Origin of the sequence: Microbacterium sp. Leaf161 (assembly GCF_001423645.1) — a bacterium.
Taxonomy (GTDB): domain Bacteria; phylum Actinomycetota; class Actinomycetes; order Actinomycetales; family Microbacteriaceae; genus Microbacterium; species Microbacterium forte.
The window spans coordinates 1,700,433-1,721,948 of the sequence record NZ_LMOW01000001.1; the positions used below are offsets into that span (position 1 = coordinate 1,700,433).

Here is a 21,516-nt window from a genome sequence, read left to right on the forward strand (position 1 = left end):
TGCGGCTCAGAGCTCGACCGGGCGCTCCGCCGACGGGTCCCACGGCATGGTCCAGCCTGCGGCGTCGAACAGCGCATCGAGCACCATCGCCGTGAAACCCCACACGATCGTGCCGTCGACGTCGAACGCCGGCCCCTTCCAGGTGCGACCCATGCGGTGAATGGTCGATGTGAACCGCGTCTTCGGGTCGAGCAGCTGTGCCACGGGCACACGGAACACGTCGACCGTCTCGGCGTGATCCACGGCCGCGACGCGCGATGGCGAACGCCACCAGCCGAGCACGGGGGTGACCATGTGGTTGCTCGCGGCGAGCGGGATCTCGGCAAGAGTGGCGAGGATCTCGACGCCGGCCGGGTCGAGACCGGTCTCCTCTTCGGCCTCGCGCAGGGCGGTGGCGACGGCATCCGCATCCGCATCCTCGGCCCGGCCGCCGGGGAACGACACCTGACCGGGGTGCGACGACAGCGTGGCCGCTCGGCGCTGCAGCAGCACGTCGAGGTCGGCGGCCATGGTCGTGGCGTCGGTCTGAGCCGGGGTGCTGTCGAGCTTGCCGAACAGCACGAGCACGGACGCCGGATGCGCGTTGCCGTCGACCGGTGGCACAGGCCTCGTCCAGCCCTCACTGCGCTTCGCCGCGGCGAGCAGCTCGGCTCTCGCGCCGTGCAGGGTGTCGGGATTCTGGCTCATCGCCTCGAGCCTATGCCTGCGAAGAGCCTCCAGGGCAGTGCTGCGCTCGGCGTACCCTGTTCCCATGCCCTCCAGGAAGATCGACATCATCGATGGCCGCGCGGCGCTCGATGAGGTCAGGAGAGCGGATGCCGCGGGCGAGAAGCCGCAGCGCACCCCGCTCGCCACTGCCGTGCGCTATCTGCTGCAGCTGCTCGACGAGAAGGCCCCGGGCAACAGCGTCGAGGTGCGAGTGCCGCCGTTCGGCGCCGTGCAGGTGATCCAGGGCCCTCGGCATACGCGCGGAACCCCGCCGAACGTCGTCGAGATGGACCCGGCGACCTGGATCGCCGTCGCCACGGGCACGGAGCACTGGGCGGATGCCGCGGGCTCGGGCCGGGTGAGCGCATCGGGCACCCGCGCGGACCTCTCGGACGTCCTGCCGCTGCGTCCCTGACCCGCAGCACTCGCAGCACCCCGAGCGCCCGCAGGGCCCTCAGGTCGAGGGCCCCACCAGAGCGACGTCGAGATGCTCGGAAGACGGGGGAGCGGCCCACAGGCAACGGTGGGAGAATGGATGCATGTCCTCCCACGATTCCTCCCAGACGGTCGAGGCGACCGTCCGCCGCGTGCCGCGCTTCGGCGTGTTCATGGGCATCGGCGTCGTGCTCGGCATCATCGCCGCCGGCATCCTGACGATGATGGGCGGTTACGAACCCTCCGACGCGGTCGGCGTCGTCTACCCGCCAGGGCAGGTGTTCGGGTTCCTTCTGCTGTGGACGGTGCCGATCGGCTTCGCCCTCGCGAGCATCGTCGCGCTGATCCTCGAGCGGCTCGCCCGCCGCCACGATCACGTCGTCACGGTCGAGCACGAGACGATCATCGAGAACGACTGACCCGGTCGGTGCGCAGCAGGCCGCGTCAGGCCAGCTCTGCGATGATCGGCCGGATCGCCGCGTCGAACGACACGACGTCGCGGCGCAGCCCGTCGGTCACCGCGACCGTGAGAGCGCCGATCCACCAGATCCCCCGCTGCGAGAACGGCAGCACCTGTACATTGAGTTCGAACGAATGCGCTCGGCGCCCGATCTCGCGCTCGAACTCGGCGATCGCGCTCGCATAGGCACGGTACGCCTCGCCGCCGATGTTGCCGTTGCCCGACCGGCTCGCCATCGAGCTGCGGATCGACGCGACGTAGCGATCGTGCGCGACGCGCGCGAAGTGCATCGCCGACTCCGCGTGCGGCACGATCGCGTCGGCGAGCTGCTCGGCACCGGTCGCAGGCAGGGCCACGAGCGTGTCGAAGCCGTCGACGAGCTCGAGCGGCACGCCGGAGGGGTGCGCCCGAGGTTCGACCGTCATGTCCCAGAAGTCGCGCCACTGCTTCTCGAGCTCGGGCGTCACCTCCACGGCATCCGGCGCTCTGACGGGCAGATCGCGCAGGCTCGGCAGGTCTTCGGGGGCCCGGATGCCGAGGGATTGACGCAGCGCGAGCGCGACGAGCACCGGAACGCTCGCATCCTCGCGGATCAACCACTGCGGCTTGTCGGCCATGGCCCCATCGTAGGAGATCGCGGGCGGGGAGAGGAGGGCCCCGCGGGCGGTAGGCTGGAGGTGTGGCTGCCTCCCCCACCAATCCCTATTCCGAAGCCGGCGTCGATACCGCTGCAGGCGATCTCGCCGTCGAGCTGATGAAGTCTTCCGTGCGCGCTACGCACGGCCCTGAAGTGCTCGGCGGTGTCGGCGGCTTCGCCGGACTGTTCGACGCGAGCGCGCTGCGCGACTTCCGTCGCCCGCTGCTCGCGACCAGCACAGACGGCGTCGGCACGAAGGTCGCCATCGCGCAGGCCATCGACAAGCACGACACGATCGGCCAGGACCTCGTCGGCATGGTGGTCGACGACATCGTCGTGGTGGGCGCGAAGCCGCTCTTCATGACCGACTACATCGCCTGCGGCAAGGTCTTCCCGCAGCGCATCGCCGACATCGTGCGCGGCATCGCCGAGGCGTGCACCGCCACCGGCACCGCGCTCATCGGCGGCGAGACCGCAGAGCACCCCGGGCTCCTCGGCCCGCGCGACTACGACGTGGCAGGCGCCGCGACCGGAGTCGTCGAGGCCGACGGCATCCTGGGGGCCGACCGCGTGCAGGACGGCGACGTCGTGCTCGCCGTCGAGTCCAGCGGACTGCACTCCAACGGCTACTCGCTCGTGCGCCACATCGTCACGAACGCCGGAATCGGCTACGGCGACAACGCCGCCGACTTCGGCAAGACCTGGGGTGAGGCTCTTCTCGAGCCGACGCGCCTCTACACGCTTCCGCTGCTTCGTCTGATCGAGCAGCTCGGCGGCGCGACGGGCGCGGGCGGAGTTCACTCGCTCAGCCACGTCACCGGCGGCGGCATCGCGGCCAACCTCGCCCGTGTGCTCCCGCAGGGCAGCTGGGCCGAGGTCGACCGCAGCACGTGGTCGCCGAGCCCGGTCTTCCGCGTGCTCAGTGACATCGCGGGGTCGACGCTGGAATCCGCCGAGGGCACCTGGAACCTCGGCATCGGATTCCTCGCGATCGTCGCGGCCGACAAGAAGGATGCCGCCATCGCGGCGCTCGCGGCAGACGGCATGCCCGCGTGGCAGGTCGGAACCGTGGGCTTCGGCGCGCGTCCGGCAGGAGAGTTCGAACAGGGCGCCAAGGGCGTCGACGGTGGAGCAGTGCGCCTGGTCGGCGCCTATGCGGACGGAGCGAAGTAAGAGCCCATGTGCGGCATCGTCGGAATGGTGGGCTCTGCCCCGGTCAATCAGGACATCTACGACGCACTCCTGCTGCTGCAGCACCGCGGCCAGGATGCGACGGGAATCGCGACAGCTGAGGCGAACGGCGTCATGCACAACGCCAAGGCGCAGGGCATGGTCCGCGAGGCGTTCCGCACCCGCGACATGCGCGGGCTCCTCGGGAACGTCGGGCTCGGTCACGTGCGCTATGCGACCAAGGGCACGGCGTCGAACGAAGAGGAGATGCAGCCGTTCTACGTGAACGCGCCGTACGGCATCATCCTCATCCACAACGGCAACCTGACGAACACGCGCGAGCTCACGGCCGACATGGCCCAGCGCGACCGCCGTCACCTCAACTCCTCGAGCGACACCGAGCTGCTGCTCAACGTGCTCGCCGGCGAACTGCAGAACACGACGTCGACGGTCGACCTCGACGCCGAGCGGGTGTTCGAGGCCGTCGAGCGCACGCATGAGCGCATCGAGGGGGCCTATGCCGTCATCGCCGTGATCGCGGGCTACGGTCTGCTCGCGTTCCGCGACCCGTTCGGCATCCGTCCCCTCATCCTCGGTCGTCGCCCCTCGACCGTCCCTGGCGCGGAAGGCCGCGACGAATGGGTCGTCGCGAGCGAGTCGCTCGTGCTCGAGAACGCCGACTACGAGGTGGTCCGCGAGGTCGAGCCCGGCGAGGCGATCTTCATCACCAACGAGGGCGAACTGCACAGCAGGCAGTGCGCCAAGGATCCCGTGCTCGCGCCGTGCGCGTTCGAGTACGTCTACCTCGCTCGTCCCGACTCGGTCATGAACGGCGTCTCCGTCTACGAGTCGCGTCTGCGCATGGGCGACAAGCTCGCCGACACGATCGCCAAGCACGTGCCGATGAACAAGATCGACGTCGTCATGCCGATCCCCGATTCGTCTCGCCCCGCGGCCATGGAGGTCGCCCGCAAGCTGGGCATCGAGTACCGCGAGGGCTTCTACAAGAACCGCTATGTCGGCCGCACCTTCATCATGCCCGGCCAGGCCGTGCGCAAGAAGAGCGTGCGTCAGAAGCTGAACGCGATGTCGACCGAGTTCCAGGGCAAGAACGTCCTGCTGATCGACGACTCGATCGTGCGGGGCACGACGTCGAAGGAGATCATCCAGATGGCGCGGGATGCCGGTGCCACCTCGGTGACGTTCGCGTCCGCGGCGCCGCCCGTGCGGTACCCGCACGTCTACGGCATCAACATGCCGTCGCGCCATGAGCTGATCGCGCACGGGAGGACGATCCCCGAGATCGCCACCGAGCTGGGCTGCGACCACCTGGTCTACCAGGAGGTCGAAGACCTCAAGGCCGCGATCACCGAGGGCTCCGTGCTGAGCGATCTCGACATGAGCTGCTTCGACGGCCGGTACGTCACCGGCACGGTCTCCGACGAGTACCTCGCGTGGGTGGAGGGGTCGCAGACCTCGTGACCTCGGGTGCGCAGCCGCTCTGGCGTGGTCGCGCCCTCGCGCTGATCGGCATCGTGCTGGTCGCCTTCTCGTTGCGCTCGGCAGTGGCATCCCTGTCACCGGTGCTCGACCACGTCGCCGAGGACTTCGCGGTCTCGTCGGTCGTCGTGGGTCTGATCGGTGCCGCGCCGCCCGTGTGCTTCGCCGTCTTCGGTCTGCTCACTCCGCTGTTCGAGCGCCGGTTCGGGCTCGAGCGCGTGGCCGTGGTCGCGATCGCGCTGATCGCGACCGGGCTGCTGCTGCGCAGCCTCGCCGTCGACTCGACGTCGCTGCTCGCCGCGACGACCGTGGTGTTCGCGGGTGTCGGCTCGGGCAATGTGCTGCTGCCGCCTCTGGTGAAGAAGTACTTCCCCGATCGACTCGGTCTGATGATGACCGTGTACTCGACCACCATGGCCGTGTCGACGTTCGTGCCGCCGCTGGTCGCGGTGCCGCTCGCCGACTCGGCGGGGTGGCGGGTCTCGCTGGGCCTGTGGGGCGTGTTCGCCGCGATCGCTCTGGTGCCGTGGGTGGCGATGCTGGTCACGAGTCGAGCGGATGCCGTCGCCGCCGCGCAGACGCGCGTCGATCCCGCCTCGACCGAGGTCGAGCGCGACGGGTACGACGCGGCATCCGTGGCGACCGGCCCGATCGCGACGACGCCCGCGAACCCCCGGGTCTTCGGTCGGCTGTGGCGGTTGCCGATGGCATGGTCCATCGCGCTGGTGTTCGCGGCGTCGTCGACGCTGGCCTACGTCTCCTTCGCCTGGCTGCCCTCGATCATGATCGACGTGGGTGGGGTGACGCCGGCGAACGCGGGGCTGCTGCTCTCACTGTTCGGTCTGATGGGTCTGCCGTGCTCCCTGCTCGTGCCCATCCTCATCGTCCGGTTCCAGGCCACGCGCCCCGTGTTCGTCATCTCGATCGCCTGCGGCCTCATCGGACTCCTCGGATTCATCTTCCTCCCGACGGTGGCCCTGCCGATCTGGGTCGTGTTCTTCGGTCTCGCACCAGGGCTGTTCCCGCTCGCTCTCGTGCTGCTCAGCATCCGCGCGCGCACGCCGGAGAGCGCCGTGGCGCTCAGCGGGTTCGTGCAGAGCATCGGATACGCCGTCGCCGCGGTGTTCCCGCTGCTGATCGGTCTGCTGCACGACATGACCGACAGCTGGCAGATCCCGCTCTGGCTTCTCGTCGGCGTTCTGATCGCGGTGATCCCCGCCGGGTGGATCGCGGGTCGTCGTCGCACGATCGAAGAGGACTGGGAGCGCCGGCACGGTCGCTGGTGACTCGCGGCGAGGTCAGGGCACCGGTGCGACCTCAGCGTGCCCTCAGTGGGCCCGCACCTCGTCGCCGACGCTGATGGTGCCGCCGGCCCACTCGGCCGATCCGTCGGCCGCGGCACGCGGCGGAAGCAGCAGCCTGCCGAGCGTCGGCTCATCCTGTCCGAGGTCGTTCGTGAGGGTCTTGAGCACCTTCGCGTCACGGGCTCCGGTGTCGGGATTGGCGTGTGTCGCCAGGCACCGAACGATCGGGCCCGCTGTGCGGAACAACACCCGACCGATGCTCAGCTCACCCGTCCAGTCGAGCTCGGACCACGGGGCGACGTCATCGACGACGACGTTCGAGCGGAATCGCCGGTCATCGATGCCGAAGCCGAGGGCGTCGCTGAGCGCGTCGACGCTGCCGCGACTGTGCACCGAGACGTATCCGCGAGCGCGGTCCTGGAACCTCGACGTCACACCGTCGCCCACCAGCACGAGCGGCAGTCGTCCTGGGCGTCGGATGCGCCGGCCCTCCGCGCTCGCGAGCACGAACTCGGTCACGGCATCCGCGAGCTCCACACGGCCGGCGTCATCGAGTCCCGCCTCGACGAGCACTGCTCCGGCGTGCTCGATCCGCACGCGCTGCCGAGCATCGTCGTAGTCGGTGCGCAGTGCCGCGAGCCCGGGGAAGTCCTGCAGCGAGAGGCCCTTCGCCTTCGGCCAGTGGTCGAGGCCGTCGTGGTGCTCCGGGGCCGTCGCGTCGGCGAAGCGGAACGCCAGCACGCGATCGCCCGCGATCCGGCCGTCGGCTTGCACGGTCAGCGAATCGACGGATTCGGGAGTGAAGCCCTTGATCGGGTGACGGAAGAGCGAGACGACACGAGCCATGAGGAGATCCTCTCAGGCTGTTAGGGGTCCGTCCGTCACCGACAGGACGTCGGCAGCGACGGGTTCCGGCATTCCGGGCACGACGAAACCCCCGTGCATCGCACGGGGGAGTCGACGACGATCGAATCGGCGGTCAAGCCTTTTCGAGTTCGTCCTCGTCTTCGTCTGCATACTCGTCGGCCCACTTGTCGACATATGCGTCTTCAGCGTCGCTCGGGTGCGCGAGTTCGCGCTCGAGCGCCGAGTAGTTCACCGACGGACTGAACGACTTCAGTTCGCGGGCGATCTTGGTGTGTTTCGCCTTTTGACGGCCACGGCCCATGCCTGAGACCCCCTCACGAGTTAAGCTGCGGGCAACCATCTGCCCGAGTCATTCACGACACCGGCTGAGGGCCGGTAAGAGTAGCATTCAGAATAGCACGCGGCCAGACCGCACTGGCCCGTTGGCAGCTGGTGAAGGGAGCGATCCTCATGACCGACAACACCTCGACGCCCACCGACGAGGCCGCACAGAACGCGACACTGCAGAAGGCCGTGATCGTCGGAATGCAGCCGGGGCAGCCCACGCGGGTGATCGAAGAAGCAGCGCGGTTCGCGCGGCTCCTCCGGGTGCCTCTCGTGGTGGCCCACGTCGACGTCACCCGCTTCGTCACCTACGAAGATCCCGATGGCTACGTGCACTCGGCGCCCATCGACATCAACATCGACGCCGGAGCAGCCGAGTTCGAGGCCGTGCAGGCCGAAGCCACTGCGGCGCTCGACGGCACAGGCCTGACGTGGACGGCCCGCCAGCTCGTCGGCGACCCTGCCCTCGCCATCAAGCAGCTCGCCACCAAGCTCGACGCCCAGCTGATCGTCGTCGGCACGCGCAAGCGTGGCATCGGCGAGTCGATCCGCGAGTTCTTCACGGGATCCGTCGCCGCCCGCCTCGCGCATCGCCAGCACAGGCCCGTGCTCGTCGTGCCCCTGCAGGACCCGGTTCCCGACACTCAGCCCGAGATCTGGACCGAATAGGTCTCGTCCGACCCCTTCCGGTTCGGATGGCTGGTCGATCTCCGCACGGCTGGCGTCTTCCCGGACGGCCCCTGACCGGCAAGACGCCAGCCCACCGCACGACAGAAGCCCCTCTCGTCGAGTGACGGGAGGGGCTTCGGACGTGCGTCGGGGTGAGGTCAGCGCCCGAGCGACGCCAGAGCGGTCGTGATTCCTCGGGCCGCGGCATCCAGCCCGTCCTCCAGCTGCGTGACGACGGATGCCGGCAGGGTGCCGCCCTTCGCCACGTGGGTGCGGAGGTCGGTGCGCACCCGTGCGCGGAAGGCGTTGATGGCGGCATCCGCTCGGTGCAGCTCCTCGCGACTGACGATGCGCTCGTCGTCGCCCGCGGTGCGCGGGCGGGACTTGGATGCGGCGCGGTCGTCCTTCTCAGCCGTCGCCAGGTCTGCGCGAAGGCTCTTCATGGCCTCCTTGACGCTCTGACGCACCTCGTTGGCGATCAGTCGCACCGAGTCGGTGAGACCCGCCTCGATGCCGGCGAGGTCGCCCTCGCGTGACGCGAGCTCGGCGCGTCCGGCATCCGTGATCGCGTAGATCGTGGTGCGGCCGTCGACGGTCTTGCTGACCAGACCCTCCTCCTCGAGCTTCGCGAGCCGCGGATAGATGGTGCCGGCGCTGGGCGTGTAGGTGCCACCCGTGCGATCGGTCAGAGCCTGGATGATGCCGTAGCCATGCTGGGGCGCCTCGGCGAGCAGCGAGAGCAGGTAGAGCCTGAGATCGCCGTGGGAGAACACTGCGGGACTCATGCTTCCTCCCACTCGGGGTCGTTCTCGATCGAGCTGGGCGTGCGGCGAAGCACGGTGACGCCGCCCGAGACGGAGTTCGCGCGCAGGTCGACGAAGCGACCGGCCAGCTCGCCGGTCGAGCCGGTGTAGTTGTTGAGTCCGGAGGAGCCGCGCTCGACGCCGTCGATCAGCAGTCGGCCGCTCAGCGAGCGCACGACGTAGTTCGCGGCGAGCGACTCGTCGAGGCGCACGGTGGTGCCGCCGGAGACAGAGTTGATGTTGATGGCGTTCACGTCGCCGGCGGCGTCGACCAGCGTCGACCCCGAGACGATGTCGACGGTGGCGCGGCGGATGGTGCCGGTGACGGCGACATCTCCTGAGACGCTGTTCGCATTGATCGAGCCGGTGAGGCCGCGCACCTGCACGTCGCCGGACACCGAGTTGACCGTGAGGTCGCCGATGAGTGTGTCGACGATGAGGTCACCCGAGACGGTGTTGAGGCGGGCGTCGTTGCGGATGCCCGAGACGAGTGCTCCGGCGCTGACGACGCCGAGGTTCAGGGCGATCGAGCGGGGCACGGCCACGCTGACCTCGGCCTTGGGGCCGCCGGAGCCGAAGTTGCGGAAAACCTCGAGGAAGTTGTCCCAGCCGAGCTGCGGGTGGTCGATCTCGACCTCGCCGTCGTTCGCCTCGATGCGGAGGTCTTTGGTCGTGACACCGTGCACCTCGATGCGGATGCCGGGTTCGTCGTGCGCGATGACATCGACCTGACCGCCGACCAGACCGATCTTCAGTCGGGTGACGTTCTCGATGTCGATGACGCGTTCTTCGCCGGGGGCGATGAGCCACTTCTCGGTCATGTCTGCTTCTCCTGGTTCGAGGGAACACGATATATCGTGTGTGGCAACAATAACACGATATATCTCGATCTTGTCAAGGGTGTCTTCGGTCGCGGGCCGTCTGCAGGATCCGGGCACGTTGGCAGGACGGTTCGGGGGAGATGGTCCTGCAGACGTGCGTCGGTCCTGCAAACGGTTCTGGTGGGGTGCGGAAACGGCGACCTCAGACGAGAGGCGGAGTGTGCCAGATGCGGTCGATGTAGTCGCGGATCGAGCGGTCGGACGAGAAGAACCCGGTGCGGGCGACGTTGAGGATGGCTGAGCGGGTCCAGGAATCCTGGTCGGCGTACGCGGCGTCCACTCGTTCTTGTGCCGAGATGTACGACGCATAGTCGGCGAGCACCATGAAGCGGTCTTCGTAGAGCAGGTTCGAGACCACGGGTTCGAACACCGAACGGTCGCCGCGTGAGAAGGCGCCGGATGCGATCAGGTCGATCGCTCGGCGCAGCTGCTCGTCGGCCTGGTAGAAGTCCTGGGGGCGGTAACCGCGAGCCGAGAGGTCGGAGACCTCGGGCTCGCTCATGCCGAAGAGATAGAAGTTGTCGTCGCCGACGAGCTCGCGGATCTCGACGTTGGCCCCGTCATCCGTGCCGATGGTGAGCGCGCCGTTCAGCGCGAACTTCATGTTGCCGGTGCCAGACGCCTCCTTGCCGGCGAGCGAGATCTGCTCCGACAGGTCGGCGGCGGGGATCACGCGTTCGGCCAGAGTCACGTTGTAGTTCGGCGGGAAGACGACCTTCAGCCTGCCCTCTAGTCGCGGGTCGGTGTTCACCACCTCGCCCACGGCGTTGATCAGGTGGATGATGCGCTTCGCCATCGCGTATCCGGGCGCGGCCTTCGCGCCGAAGATCGCCGTTCGCGGCACGACGTCAGCCACGGCGATGCGCCCCGAGATCACGCCCTCGTAGGTGGTGACGATGTGCAGCACCTTCAGCAGCTGGCGCTTGTACTCGTGCAGACGCTTGACCATGACGTCGAGCATGTGGCCGTCGCTGATCTCGACGCCGTCCCGTTCGCGCAGCACCTCGCTCAGGCGGCGCTTGTTCGCGGCCTTCACCGCGGCGAAGGCGGTGCGGAACTCGGCATCCTCGGCGAACGGCTCGAGCTCATGCAGCCGTTCGAGGTCGGTGGTCCAGCCGTCGCCGATCGCGGCGGTGACGAGCGAAGAGAGTTCCGGGTTGGCGAGGCGCAGGAAGCGCCGAGGCGTCACCCCGTTCGTGACGTTCGTGAACTTGTCGGGGAAGAACGCGTCGAAGTCGCTGAGCACCTTCTCGCGAAGCAGCTGCGAGTGCAGCTCGGCGACGCCGTTGACCTTCGCTCCGGCGACGGTCGCGAGGTACGCCATGCGCACCGAGCGCACCGGATGCTCGGCGATGATCGACATGTTGCGCACGAGCATCTCGTCGTCGCCGAAGCGCTCGCGCACCGCCACGAGGAACTCGTCGTTGATGCGGTAGATGATCTCGAGATGGCGCGGCAGCAGTCGGCCCAGCAGCTCGACCGGCCAGACTTCGAGGGCCTCGGGAAGCAGAGTGTGGCAGGTGTACGCGAAGCACTGCTGTGTGATCGCCCACGCGGCATCCCATTCGAGGTGCTTCTCGTCGATGAGCACGCGCATGAACTCGGGCACCGCGATCACGGGGTGGGTGTCGTTGAGCTGGAAGATCACCCGCTCGGGCAGGTTCGCCAGGTCGAAGCCGTCGGCGAGCATGTTGTCGAGGAAGTCGTGGATGGATGCCGCGACGAAGAAGTACTGCTGCTGCAGTCGCAGCTCCTTGCCCTGCGGAGTGGAATCTTCGGGGTAGAGCACCTTCGAGATGTTCTCGGCGAAGGTCTGTGCTCGCACGGCCTCTTCGTAGTCGCCCGAGTTGAAGATGCGCAGGTCGAAGGCGCTCGTGGCGACCGCGCTCCACAGGCGGAGGGTGTTGACGCGCCCGTTCTGGAATCCGGGGACCATGTAGTTGTAGGGCACGGCCTGCACGTTCCACGCGGGGATCCATCGGCTGCGGGTGACGCCCTCGTCGTCGTATTTCTCCGTGTGGCCGCCGAACGCGATCGTCTGCGCGTCTTCGGGGCGCGCGAACTCCCACGGTGAGCCGAGTGCGAGCCAGGCGTCGGGCTGCTCGACCTGCTGGCCGTCGACGAACGTCTGACGGAAGATCCCGTACTCGTAGCGGATGCCATAGCCGATGCTCGGCACCGCCATCGTGGCGAGCGAGTCGATGAAGCAGGCGGCGAGGCGCCCGAGTCCGCCGTTGCCGAGACCCGGCTCGACCTCGTGCGCGCGCAGCTCGTCGAGCGAGACGCCGCACGACGCCAGGGCTTCGCCGGCGACCTCGGTGAGGTCGGCCGCGAGCAGGTTGTTGTCGAGCTGACGGCCCAGCAGGTACTCGGCCGAGAGGTAGCAGACGCCCTTCGCCTGCACCTCCTTCTGGTGCCGCACGTCTTCGAGCCAGCGTGCCATCAGGTAATCGCGCACGGTGTGCGCGAGCGCGAGATAGCGGTCATTCGCGCTGGATGCCGACAGCGCGACACCGCGATCGAAGTTGAGGTTGTGCAGGAAGCGCTCGACGAACTCATCCGCAGTGCTCGGCGGAGCGATCACGGGAGCGAGGGCGAGCGGATGCAGAGGGGAGTGTGATTCGGGCACGAGACGACCGTAGCGAGCGACGAGCCGATTCGTGTGACGCGCGGATGAAGAATATCGGTTCGACCTGCTGCTTGACCTTGACGCAGCGTCAACTTCTACCGTGGAGTCATCGAAGAACGGATCCACGGAAGGAGGACGCGATGACAGGTCGTGATTGGTCGATCCAGGAGATCGCCCGACTCGCGGGCACCACCAGCAGAACGCTGCGTCACTATGACGACGTCGGCCTGCTGCCGCCGTCGCGCATCGCGCACAACGGCTATCGCCACTACGACGAGGCCGCGCTCGTGCGCCTGCAGCGCATCCTGCTGCTGCGTGAGCTCGGGCTCGGTCTGCCGCAGATCGCCGAGGTGCTGAACCCGGTGAATGCGCGGCAGAGCGAGGAGTCCGCTCTCGAGACACACCTCGCGCTGCTGCGCGAGGAGCAGAACCGGCTGGCGCGGCAGATCGCGTCGGTCGAGAACACCATCAACGCACTGAAAGGAGGTGAAGAACTCATGGCAGAGAACATGTTCGACGGTTTCGACCACACCCAGTACAAGGAGGAGGTCGAAGAGCGCTGGGGTCGCAAGACCTACGCCGACAGCGACCGGTGGTGGCGCGGGATGACCGACGCCGAGCGCGCCGACTGGCAGCAGCGTGTGTCCGACCTCGGTCGCGACTGGATCGCCGCCGCGGAGAGCGGCATCGACCCGGCATCCGCCGAGGCCCAGGATGTCGCTCGTCGCCACGTCGAGTGGCTCACCGGCATCCCGGGCACCCCCGCGGCCGTGCCGGGCGGTGACGTGAAGGGATACGTCATCGGGCTCGGCGAGATGTACGTCGCAGATCCGCGCTTCGGCGCGAACTACGCGACATCCGCCGGTGGCACGCAGGGAGCGGAGTTCGTCCGCGACGCGCTCCGCATCTACGCGGAGGGCAACCTGTAGCCGGCATCCGCGTCCGTCAGCCGCTGCTGCGGGGTCAATAACGCATCCGAAACGCCCGTTTCAGGTGCGTTTTTGACCCCGCACGGTGCGAGAGGTATAGGGGCGGGGCGTTTCGTCTCGCTCGGCTTCGCCGTGCTCGCTCAACGACCGGGGGCTTCGCTCGCTCGACGAGCAGGCCGCTTTGCACAGATCGAGACACCAGGGCAAGGCCGAGAGCGGATGCCGGTGCGGGGCGTAGGGTCGGGTCATGGGCCACCGCCGCAGACGCACCGACGCCGCGCCGCTCTTCGCCGCGGCGGCCGTCGCCTACACCGCGAACGTCGCCCTCGGGTCGGCGGTCGCCGCCAAGGTCGTCGACACGAGCAACTTCCGCTGGCTGCACCACGCGATATACATCGCCACCTGCGTGGCCGCCGCCACTGCCGTCTCGTCCGCGATCTGGGGCCGGCCGAAGCATGCGAGTCGACGCGCCGCACTGGCTCTCGCGCCCGCCGCCGCTCCGCTCGCCGCCATCCCCTACCTAGGCACGCACAGCCGACGGCATCCGCTCGTCGCGCTCGCCGCAGCGCCCTTCATCGTCGCGGGCCTCGTGTGCTCGCGCCTCGCCACCGACCGGAAGTGAACGCATGGAACTGCTCGACGCCATCCGCCGCCGCAAGACCACGAACGGGCCGTTCCTGCCCGACCCGGTGTCGGAGGAGCATCAGCGCATCCTGCTCGAGGCGGCCGGCCGCGCACCCTCGCAGCTGAACAGTCAGCCGTGGCGGTTCGTGGTCATCGAGAACCGCGAGACGATCGACAGGATCGCGCGCATCTCGGGCGAGAGCATGACCGAGGCGATGTCGAACGGCACGTTCTTCGAGCGCTACAAGCCGTACTTCCGCTTCAGCCAGGCTGAGATGGAGGAGAAGCGCAGCGGGATGCTGTTCGACAAGCTCCCCGCGGCTCTTCGCCCGTTCACGAGCCAGGTGTTCACCAAGCGCGGCCAGAAGCTGATGAACACCTTCGGGGTGCCCAAGACCCTGGGTGAGGAGAACCACAAGCTCGTCGCCGGATCGCCGCTGCTGCTCGGCGTGATGCTCGATCGCAGCGAGTACCGGCCGGGCCAGCTGTCGTCGTTCTACTCGGTGTTCAGCATGGGCGCCGCGATGGAGAACGTCTGGCTCACCACGGTCGAGCTCGGCATGGGCATCCAGTTCATCTCCTTCCCGATGGAGGTCCCTGGTCGCTGGGACGAGATCGTGAAGCTGCTGCGCGTGCCAGATGACCTCGAGCTCATGGCGGTCTACCGCCTCGGCTATCTGCCACCCGAGCAGCATCGCCCGGCGATCGACTGGTCGAGCCACCAGCGCAAGCTCGCCTCGCAGTACGTGTTCCGCGAGAGCTGCGACCAGCCGCAGCAGGGGTGGGACGCGCCGCCGCCGGGTGCGGGCGCCCCGCCGACGAGCTGAGCGTCAGCCCCCGCTCTGGCGGGGGAGGACCTTCAGATCCTGCAGCGCCGGGCCCTCGATGCGGGTGCCGTCGGCGGCGAACCGCGAGGCGTGCAGCGGGCAGTCCCAGGTGCACTCGGCATCGTTCCAGTCGAGCACGCCGCCGAGGTGCGGGCAGACCGCCGAGACCGCGCGGGTGACTCCATCGACCGTCGAGATTCCGACCGGGCGTCCGCTGCGGGTGGCGACCACGCCCTCGCCCTCCGCCGGCTTCGGAACCGGCACGGGGTTGCGCTCGGCCTCGACCCATCCGCTCGTCGCGGCGGCCGCGACCTTCGCTCCTTCTGCGGCTCCTCGGGCGAGATCGGCCGGCACCGTCAGCCTCGTGCCGAGCTTGACCATCCACGACGGCCGATCGTGCCAGTTGGCGCCGAGGATCTCTGCGGTCAGACGCAGAGCAGCGGCCGGCGCGTTCGACAGCCCCCATTTGGCATAGCCGGTCGCGAAGCGAATTCTGCCGAATCCTCGTGGCATCGCACCCACGAACGGGATCTGGTTGTGCGACTCGTAGTCCTGCGCCGACCAGCGGTGTGTCTCCTCGGCATCCGGAAAGTGCTGCTTGGTCCAGTCGATCAGATCGTCGACCGCGGCGGCCTCGCTGTCGGAGCGCCCGACCGGATGCCCGTTGCCGCCGACGATGAGCTGCGCCGTGCCGCCGGGGCCGTCGGCGGGCGATACCGGACGGATCGACCGGCTGGGGGAGTCGAGCGAGATGAACGTCGACTCCGGCACGTCGCCTGCGACGCGGAACGAGACGCAGTACGACCGGAAGGCGCGCATCTTCGCGAAGTACAGCCCGCGGTCGAGGATCGGATAGCCCGTCGCGATCACGATGTGCTCGGCGAACATCGGTCCGACCGAGGTCTCGACACGCGGTTCGGGAAGGACGTGGGTGGCGGTGACCCGGGTTCCCGTGTGCAGGGTGCCGCCGGTCGCGAGCAGCTCTTCGGCGAGCGCCTGCGTCACGAGGGCAGGGTCGATGGTCACCTGGTCGTCGAGTGCGACGGCGCTGACGACGGGGAATGCCGCCTCCGAGAGCTCCTCCCGAGTGAGCATCCTGGTCGCGAGGCCCGCTTCGCGCGCCGCCTCGTGCACCGCGCGCACCGAGTCGACGCCGTTCGGATCCTGCGCGTAGGAGTGGTCGGCTCGCCGCTCGTACGAGACGCCTGCGTGGTCGGCGAAGCCGACCAGCCAGTCCATGCCCTCGCGGTTGCCTTCGACGTACGCCTGCACGAGGGAAGCGGAGTGGTGCCTGCGGATCTCGGCGAGCCGCTTGCCCTGCAGCAGGGTGAGCTTGCCGGTGTTGCCGCCGGTCGCCAGCTCGGCGACCTCCCCCGCCTCGATCACCGCCACGTCGAGCCCCGCGCGCGTGAGCATGACTGCGGTGGTGAGGCCGGTGAGGCCCGCACCGACGATGATCACGTCGTGCCGTGCGCCGGGATCGAACGGTGTGCCGATGGGCGGGGTCCGGTCGAGCTTCCACAGTGGCTTCATGGCGTCAGTCTTCGCCTCGACGCCGCGCAACCACACCCGGTTGACAATCAGCGGATGCGTTGCCATGACGCGGCTAGAGTTGTCGCGTGACTCTCGGCAGCCTCCTCCTCGTCTTCGCGGGAGGCAGCATCGGCACGGCGGCGCGGCTCGGGGTCGCGCTCTGGATTCCGGATGCCGGAGGCTTCCCGGTCGCCACCCTCGCGGTCAACGTGCTCGGGGCGCTGCTGATCGGCATCCTCGCCGCTCGGCTGCCGCAGACCACGGGCCTGCGGGTGTTCCTCGGCACCGGTGTGCTCGGCGGCTTCACGACCTACAGCGCGTTCATGACCGGTGCGGTGGAACTCTGGGCGGATGCTCCGCTGCTCGCCTTCGTCTACGCCGCGGCCAGTCTCGTTCTCGGCCTTGCCGCGGCCGCGGCGGGGCTGCGTCTCGGCCGACCTCGTCCGTCTGCCCGCCTCGACGGAGCAGCAGCCGCATGAGCCCGCTGCTGTTCATCGGAGCCGCACTCGCCGGAGGCGTGGGCGCAGCGCTGCGCCATCTCGTCGACCTCGGTGTCGCGAGGGTCGCGGGTCGGCGCTTCCCGTGGGGGATACTCCTCGTGAACCTCAGCGGGTCTTTCGCATTGGGCGTCATCACCACGGCGCTTCCTGACGGCGCCTTCCTGCTCGGAGCCGGTCTGCTCGGGGGATACACCACGTTCAGCACGGCGATGCTCGACACGGTCGCGCTGTGGCGCGACGGCGAGCGAACGGCATCCGCGTTCAATGCCGTGGGGATGCTGCTGCTCGGTCTGCTCGCGGCAGGGCTGGGGATCGCGCTCGGCTCGATGCTCTGACGACGACGCGGGTCTGCCCGCCTCGCAGTGAGATTCATGCTTGACCCCATCGTCCGCACCGGGCTAGTCTCCTTGCTAATCGTTTAACTGCTAATCGTTTAACACAAGAATTCGATGCAGCGACGATCCCCTGCACCCGTCGAAGGAGACACCGATGCCCCGCACTTCCCCCCGCGCCCTCGGCGCCCTCGCCGCCTCTGCGGCAGCCGTCCTCGCGCTCAGCGCCTGCTCGTCGTCGGCCGGGGGCGAGAGCTCGTCCGGCGGCGATGTCACCCTCAGCTACGCCATCTGGGACGAGAACCAGAAGCCCGCCATGGAGGACATCGCCGCGGCGTTCGAGAAGGAGAACCCGAACGTCACGATCGACATCCAGGTGACGCCCTACAAGGAGTACTTCACCAAGCTCCAGACCGCGGCGACCGGCGGATCCGCGGCCGACGTGTTCTGGATGAACGGCCCGAACTTCCAGCTCTACGCCTCGAACGGCCAGCTCGCGCCGCTGGACGATGCGGGGGTGGATGCCGCCGACTACCCGCAGGGGCTCATCGACCTCTACACCTTCGACGGAAAGCTCTACGGCGCTCCCAAGGACTTCGACACCGTCGCCCTCTGGTACAACAAGGAGCTCTTCGACGCGGCCGGCGTCGAGTACCCGAGTGCAGGCTGGACCTGGGATGACTTCACCGCGGCGGCCGCCGCGCTGACCGACCCCGCCACGGGGCAGTTCGGTGTCGCAGCCAGCCAGTACGGGCAGGAGAACTTCTACAACTCGATCGCCCAGGCAGGTGGCGAGGTCATCTCGGCAGACGGAACCGAGAGCGGCTACGGCTCGCCCGAGGCGCTCGCCGGCATCGAGCTGTGGACCGACCTCATCGAGGCCGGTTCCTCGCCGACAGCGCAGCAGATGACCGACACCAACCCCGAGGACTTCTTCCTCTCGGGCAAGGTCGCCATGTTCCAGAACGGTTCGTGGGCCGCCATCGCCTACGGAGACAACGCCGACATCGCCGACAAGGTCGACGTGGCGCCGCTGCCCGAGGGCCCCGACGGCAACCAGAGCGTGATCCACGGCGTGGGCAACGTCGCCAACGCGAAGAGCCCGCACGTGGCTGAGGCCAAGGCATTCGCGGCCTTCGCCAGCGGCGAGGAGGCCGCCGAGATCCAGGCGAAGACCGGCACGGTGATCCCCGCATTCAACGGCACCCAGCAGGGGTGGGTCGACGCACTGCCGCAGTACGACCTGCAGGTCTACATCGACGCGCTCGATTCCGCGGTGCCCTACCCGGTCTCGAAGAACACGTCCGCGTGGACCAGCATCGAGAGCGAGGTGCTCTCGCAGGTGTGGTCGGGCGCCGTCGCCCCCGCAGAGGGCCTGAAGGACCTGGCCGAGCAGATGCAGACCGCGCTGGATGCCGAGCAGGAGTAACCGGACATGACCGTCGTCGCGTCACCCACGCGCGCCCAGGCAGAGCGGATGCCGGAGGCCTCGAGCCCTGGCATCCGCCGCCGGCGACGCAATCCCGGTGCCTCACCGTGGTGGGCTCTGGTCTTCCTCGGGCCGACCGCACTCGGCATCGCCGTCTTCTACCTGTGGCCGACGGTGCGCACGCTCATCATCTCGTTCACGAAGTCCGGCCCCTTCGGCGGCGCCGAATGGGTGGGGATGGAGAACTACGCCCGCCTGTTCCAGGACCCCGAGCTGATCGGCGCCCTGCGCAACACCGCCCTCTACACGTTCATCGCGCTCATCGGCATCCCGCTCGCCGTGGGTATCGCCGCACTGCTCAACACAGCCGGGCTCAAGGGGCGCAGCGCCTACCGCACGCTCTACTTCATCCCGGTCGTGACGATGCCCGCCGCGATCGCGCTGGTGTGGCGCATGATCTACAACGGCGACTACGGCGTGCTCAACGCAGCTCTCGGCGGGCTCGGCATCGAGGGTCGCAGCTGGCTCACCGACCCGAACACCGCCCTCGTCGCCATCGCGGTCGTCGGCATCTGGGCGGGTCTCGGCACCAACATCGTCATCTTCCTCGCCGGCCTCCAGGGCATTCCCGACACGATCATGGAGGCGGCCGACCTCGACGGTGCGGGACCGGTGCGCAAGTTCTTCTCCATCACCATCCCGCTGCTGTCGCCGTCGATCTTCTTCGTCAGTGTCATCAGCGTGATCGGCGCGCTGCAGGTGTTCGACCTCATCTACATGATGCTCGGCCGCAGCAACCCGGCCATGCCCAACACCCGCACGGTCGTCTACCTGTTCTACGAAGCGGGGTTCCTCGACAACGACCGGGGGTACGCCGCCGCCATCGCCTTCCTGCTGCTCGTGATCATCCTCGTGCTCACGGTCGTCCAGTTCCGTCTGCAGAAGAAGTGGGTGCACTATGAGTGACGTCTCGCTCGACACGCGTGCCATCGTCGGCGCTCCGACCGGTCGCTCGGCCGCCCGTCCCGGAAAGCCTCGCAACAGGGGGCTCTGGATCGTCCACGTCGTGCTCCTCGTCGGCGCGATCCTCATGGTCTTCCCGTTCATCTGGCAGCTGCTGACCTCGTTCAAGACGCTGTCCGACTCGGTGCAGGTGCCGCCGAGCCTGCTGCCGCGCGAGTGGGTGTTCACGAACTTCGGCGAGGTCTTCGAGTCGATGCCCTTCGCGCAGATGTTCGCCAACTCGGTGCTGCTCACTGTGGGGCGCACGGTCGGGCAGGTCGTGCTGTGCACGATGGCCGGCTATGCCTTCGCCCGCATCCCTTTCCCCGGCCGCAACGCCCTGTTCGTGGTCTTCCTGTCGGTGCTGATGGTCCCCTCGCAGCTGTACCTGCTGCCGCAGTACGAGATCATCCAGGCGCTCGGGTGGCTGAACACTCTGCAGGCGCTGATCGTGCCCGGCATCTTCAGTGCATTCGGCACGTTCCTGATGCGCCAGTTCTTCATGTCGATGCCCGCGGAACTCGAGGAGGCGGCCCGCATCGACGGAGCGAATCCGTGGCAGACCTTCTGGCGGATCATGGTTCCGCTCGCGAAGCCTGGCATCATCGCTCTCGTGGTGTTCACTGTGCTGTGGTCCTGGAACGATCTGCTCTGGCCGTTGATCGTGACGACCGACCCCGCCAAGATGCCGCTGTCGGTCGGGCTCTCGCAGCTCGTCGGCATCCACGGCACCGACTACCCGGTGCTGATGGCAGGAGCGCTGCTCGCGACCCTGCCGATGCTGGTCACCTTCATGATCCTGCAGCGGCAGTTCATCCAGGGCATCGCCTTCAGCGGATCGAAGGGCTGACCCATGGCAGAGCGCAGGCAGCAGTCGGCGACCGCACGGCGGCCGACCCTGAAGATGGTCGCAGAGCGCGCAGGCGTCTCGACGGCCACGGTGTCGTACGTGTTCTCGGGGCGCTCTGGCGCGGCATCGGGGGCGGGCGTCGCCGAGGCCACCGCGGCCAGGGTGCTCGCTGCGGCCGACGAGCTCAACTATCGACCGAACATCGCCGCGCGGACGATCCGCACCGGGCGCAGCGGCATGGTGCAGCTCTCGCTGCACATGCTGAGTGACCCGTGGTCGCTCGCGGTGGCCGACGCCGTGAACGCCGAGGCGAACAGGCACGGTCTCACGACGCTCATCCTCGCCGACGGCGACTGGCATGCGGCCCTGGACAGGGTCGAGAGCGACGTCGCCTATCTCGACGGCGTCGGGATCGACGAGGATGCCGAGCGCAAGCTCGCCGACCTCGTGCAGCGCGGGCAGCGGCTCGTCGTGTTCTCGGAGCACCTCGAACCCGCGGGCTTCGACGTCGTGCGGTCGGATGCGATCCCGGGGTGCGAGCTCGCGATGGAGCACCTGCTCGAGCGGCACACGGCGATCGGGTGTCTCGCCGCCGAGGGCGCAGTGCGCCTCGCGCCGACGCAAGTCACCCGATACACGCCGTACCTCGAGAAGATGGCCGGTGCCGGCCTCGAGGTCGATCCGGACTGGACCGTCACATACACCGAGGGGCAGGCCAGCGCGTTCGCGGCGGCCGTGCAGCTGCTGTCGAAGGACGACCGGCCTTCTGCGATCTACGCGACCACCGACTTCGCGGCCATCGCGGCGATCAACGCGGCGCACATGCTCGGGCTCCGCGTGCCGCACGACGTCGCCGTGATCGGCGTCGGCAACACCCCTGACGCGCAGCTCGTCGCCCCCACGCTGACCACGGTCGGCCCGACCGACTTCTACGACAGGCAGGCGCGCATCATCATCGACCGCGCGCTCGCCGCAGACGATTCTCCCGGGCAGCTGCACGAGTTCGCCTGGTCGCTGTTCCCCGGGGCGTCGACCGACCTCGACGCCCCCTCCTCTCACTCGCGCTGACGCCGCCGTCTGCGCGCACATCTCTACTCCCAGAA

23 protein-coding genes are annotated in these 21,516 nt (G+C 68.3%); 15 read left to right on the top strand and 8 right to left on the bottom strand.

Translation table 11 applies throughout. From position 1 onward, the window contains the following. Window positions 1-6: 6 nt before the first annotated feature. The gene (locus tag ASF87_RS08350) at window positions 7-687 is read right to left on the bottom strand and encodes an NUDIX hydrolase (protein WP_056375466.1); all 681 of its coding nucleotides are present in this window, start codon (window positions 685-687) and stop codon (window positions 7-9) included. A gap of 64 nt (window positions 688-751) precedes the next feature. Here ASF87_RS08350 and ASF87_RS08355 point away from each other — a divergent pair, with 64 nt between their 5' ends. Further along, complete coding sequence (locus ASF87_RS08355; RefSeq protein ID WP_042538320.1) at window positions 752-1,123, top strand: sterol carrier family protein; 372 nt, start codon at window positions 752-754, stop codon at window positions 1,121-1,123. A gap of 124 nt (window positions 1,124-1,247) precedes the next feature. Beyond that, window positions 1,248-1,562 carry a hypothetical protein gene (locus ASF87_RS08360; protein ID WP_056375467.1) on the top strand — a complete coding sequence of 105 codons (315 nt, stop codon included), beginning with the start codon at window positions 1,248-1,250 and terminating at the stop codon, window positions 1,560-1,562. A gap of 25 nt (window positions 1,563-1,587) precedes the next feature. Here the strand turns inward: ASF87_RS08360 and ASF87_RS08365 are convergent, their stop codons facing one another. Further along, window positions 1,588-2,220 (bottom strand): hypothetical protein, encoded by a 633-nt coding sequence (locus tag ASF87_RS08365; RefSeq protein WP_056375468.1) that lies wholly within the window; start codon window positions 2,218-2,220, stop codon window positions 1,588-1,590. A 62-nt stretch (window positions 2,221-2,282) separates the two neighbouring features. Between ASF87_RS08365 and purM the strand changes: the two genes are divergently transcribed. The 3 genes from purM to ASF87_RS08380 are packed head-to-tail and all read left to right on the top strand — an operon-like array spanning window position 2,283 to window position 6,196. Then, window positions 2,283-3,413, top strand: a complete 1,131-nt coding sequence (gene purM, locus ASF87_RS08370; RefSeq protein ID WP_042538000.1) for a phosphoribosylformylglycinamidine cyclo-ligase — start codon at window positions 2,283-2,285, stop codon at window positions 3,411-3,413. A gap of 6 nt (window positions 3,414-3,419) precedes the next feature. Further along, window positions 3,420-4,892 (top strand): amidophosphoribosyltransferase, encoded by a 1,473-nt coding sequence (gene purF, locus ASF87_RS08375; RefSeq protein WP_056375469.1) that lies wholly within the window; start codon window positions 3,420-3,422, stop codon window positions 4,890-4,892. Continuing rightward, a complete protein-coding gene (locus ASF87_RS08380) occupies window positions 4,865-6,196 on the top strand; it encodes an MFS transporter (RefSeq protein WP_228385640.1) in 1,332 nt (443 codons plus the stop codon). Before purF ends, ASF87_RS08380 begins: the two co-directional genes overlap by 28 nt. Before the next feature lie 42 nt (window positions 6,197-6,238). Here the strand turns inward: ASF87_RS08380 and ASF87_RS08385 are convergent, their stop codons facing one another. Both ASF87_RS08385 and ASF87_RS08390 read right to left on the bottom strand, forming a co-directional pair. Then, window positions 6,239-7,060, bottom strand: a complete 822-nt coding sequence (locus ASF87_RS08385) for an MOSC domain-containing protein (RefSeq protein WP_056375470.1) — start codon at window positions 7,058-7,060, stop codon at window positions 6,239-6,241. Between the two features lie 133 nt (window positions 7,061-7,193). After that, complete coding sequence (locus tag ASF87_RS08390) at window positions 7,194-7,382, bottom strand: DUF3073 domain-containing protein (protein ID WP_042537993.1); 189 nt, start codon at window positions 7,380-7,382, stop codon at window positions 7,194-7,196. A 149-nt stretch (window positions 7,383-7,531) separates the two neighbouring features. Between ASF87_RS08390 and ASF87_RS08395 the strand changes: the two genes are divergently transcribed. After that, the gene (locus tag ASF87_RS08395) at window positions 7,532-8,074 is read left to right on the top strand and encodes a universal stress protein (RefSeq protein ID WP_056375471.1); all 543 of its coding nucleotides are present in this window, start codon (window positions 7,532-7,534) and stop codon (window positions 8,072-8,074) included. Window positions 8,075-8,232: 158 nt separating this feature from the next. Here ASF87_RS08395 and ASF87_RS08400 read toward each other — a convergent pair whose 3' ends face one another. From ASF87_RS08400 to ASF87_RS08410, 3 genes are all read right to left on the bottom strand, one after another. Continuing rightward, window positions 8,233-8,859: a PadR family transcriptional regulator gene (locus ASF87_RS08400; RefSeq protein ID WP_056375472.1), complete on the bottom strand. Its 627-nt coding sequence runs from the start codon at window positions 8,857-8,859 to the stop codon at window positions 8,233-8,235. Then, window positions 8,856-9,698: a DUF4097 family beta strand repeat-containing protein gene (locus ASF87_RS08405; RefSeq protein ID WP_056375473.1), complete on the bottom strand. Its 843-nt coding sequence runs from the start codon at window positions 9,696-9,698 to the stop codon at window positions 8,856-8,858. Before ASF87_RS08405 ends, ASF87_RS08400 begins: the two co-directional genes overlap by 4 nt. Window positions 9,699-9,900: 202 nt before the next feature. Then, complete coding sequence (locus ASF87_RS08410) at window positions 9,901-12,387, bottom strand: glycogen/starch/alpha-glucan phosphorylase (protein WP_056375474.1); 2,487 nt, start codon at window positions 12,385-12,387, stop codon at window positions 9,901-9,903. Between the two features lie 140 nt (window positions 12,388-12,527). Here ASF87_RS08410 and ASF87_RS08415 point away from each other — a divergent pair, with 140 nt between their 5' ends. The 3 genes from ASF87_RS08415 to ASF87_RS08425 all read left to right on the top strand — a co-directional run bounded on the left by ASF87_RS08415 (window position 12,528) and on the right by ASF87_RS08425 (window position 14,767). Continuing rightward, the gene (locus ASF87_RS08415) at window positions 12,528-13,316 is read left to right on the top strand and encodes a MerR family transcriptional regulator (protein ID WP_056375475.1); all 789 of its coding nucleotides are present in this window, start codon (window positions 12,528-12,530) and stop codon (window positions 13,314-13,316) included. 247 nt (window positions 13,317-13,563) lie between these two features. Further along, the gene (locus ASF87_RS08420; RefSeq protein WP_056375476.1) at window positions 13,564-13,938 is read left to right on the top strand and encodes a hypothetical protein; all 375 of its coding nucleotides are present in this window, start codon (window positions 13,564-13,566) and stop codon (window positions 13,936-13,938) included. A 4-nt stretch (window positions 13,939-13,942) separates the two neighbouring features. After that, window positions 13,943-14,767, top strand: a complete 825-nt coding sequence (locus ASF87_RS08425) for a nitroreductase family protein (RefSeq protein WP_056375477.1) — start codon at window positions 13,943-13,945, stop codon at window positions 14,765-14,767. Window positions 14,768-14,770: 3 nt separating this feature from the next. Here ASF87_RS08425 and ASF87_RS08430 read toward each other — a convergent pair whose 3' ends face one another. Then, window positions 14,771-16,300, bottom strand: coding sequence for an FAD-dependent oxidoreductase (locus tag ASF87_RS08430; protein WP_056376422.1), 1,530 nt, complete (start codon window positions 16,298-16,300; stop codon window positions 14,771-14,773). Between the two features lie 86 nt (window positions 16,301-16,386). On the opposite strand from ASF87_RS08430, the gene ASF87_RS08435 reads away from it, so the two are divergent. From ASF87_RS08435 to ASF87_RS08460, 6 genes are all read left to right on the top strand, one after another. Further along, window positions 16,387-16,779, top strand: coding sequence for a fluoride efflux transporter FluC (locus tag ASF87_RS08435; protein ID WP_056375478.1), 393 nt, complete (start codon window positions 16,387-16,389; stop codon window positions 16,777-16,779). Then, a complete protein-coding gene (locus ASF87_RS08440; RefSeq protein ID WP_056375479.1) occupies window positions 16,776-17,135 on the top strand; it encodes a fluoride efflux transporter FluC in 360 nt (119 codons plus the stop codon). Before ASF87_RS08435 ends, ASF87_RS08440 begins: the two co-directional genes overlap by 4 nt. A 154-nt stretch (window positions 17,136-17,289) precedes the next feature. Beyond that, a complete protein-coding gene (locus ASF87_RS08445; protein WP_056375480.1) occupies window positions 17,290-18,561 on the top strand; it encodes an ABC transporter substrate-binding protein in 1,272 nt (423 codons plus the stop codon). 6 nt (window positions 18,562-18,567) lie between these two features. Next, a complete protein-coding gene (locus tag ASF87_RS08450; protein WP_056375481.1) occupies window positions 18,568-19,527 on the top strand; it encodes a carbohydrate ABC transporter permease in 960 nt (319 codons plus the stop codon). Further along, entirely contained in the window at window positions 19,520-20,413 is an 894-nt protein-coding gene (locus tag ASF87_RS08455) for a carbohydrate ABC transporter permease (protein ID WP_197065957.1), read from the top strand. Before ASF87_RS08450 ends, ASF87_RS08455 begins: the two co-directional genes overlap by 8 nt. Window positions 20,414-20,416: 3 nt before the next feature. Further along, the gene (locus ASF87_RS08460; RefSeq protein ID WP_056375482.1) at window positions 20,417-21,481 is read left to right on the top strand and encodes a LacI family DNA-binding transcriptional regulator; all 1,065 of its coding nucleotides are present in this window, start codon (window positions 20,417-20,419) and stop codon (window positions 21,479-21,481) included. Window positions 21,482-21,516 lie beyond the last annotated feature (35 nt).